The 533-nt window shown below is 40.9% G+C and carries 1 protein-coding gene; it reads left to right on the top strand.

Features of this window, described 5'->3' with window-relative positions; translation table 11 throughout:
• Positions 1-437: EAL domain-containing protein (locus R8O11_RS30830; protein ID WP_318195337.1), on the top strand; the 437-nt coding region annotated here is incomplete at its 5' end.
• Positions 438-533: the final 96 nt, after the last annotated feature.

Here is a 533-nt window from a genome sequence, read left to right as displayed (position 1 = left end):
CCAAACTTCTGGCAGATTTGAATTGGCCGTGTGCAAACCGAATTCATTTTGAGCTAACAGAAAGAATTCCGGTTAAAGACGTAGAAGCCGCGAAAAAAGAGATTCTCTACCTCACCAACAAAGGTTACAAGTTCAAAATTGATGACTTTGGAACAGGTTATGGTGGCTTTTCTTACTTGCAGGACTTGGGTATTCGCTGCTTGAAAGTGGACAAAATGTTCGTTGATCCAATTGGCTCAGACGACCAAAAACTCAAAGTGTTGGATTCTATTGTGTCTGCGGCGATGAAAGCGGAATGTGAAATGATTGCTGAAGGTGTAGAAAACAGAAAACAGATTGAGTATTTGGCTACGCACAATATCTATTTGATTCAAGGCTATGTGTACGCAAAACCAGAGCCAATCGAGAATATTGCTGAATCGAATCCGGAGGCGTAACTTCTGTTCGTTGATTTTAAAGGTGTCCAATGTGGCACCTTTTTTTCTTGCCTATTGTTTACCAGAAAATAGGGAAGTCATTAGAGTTGACTCCCA

This window comes from Vibrio sp. 1288, assembly GCF_033344475.1.
Note: the sequence above shows the minus strand (reverse complement) of the source record. Positions and strands in the feature narration are given on the sequence as shown.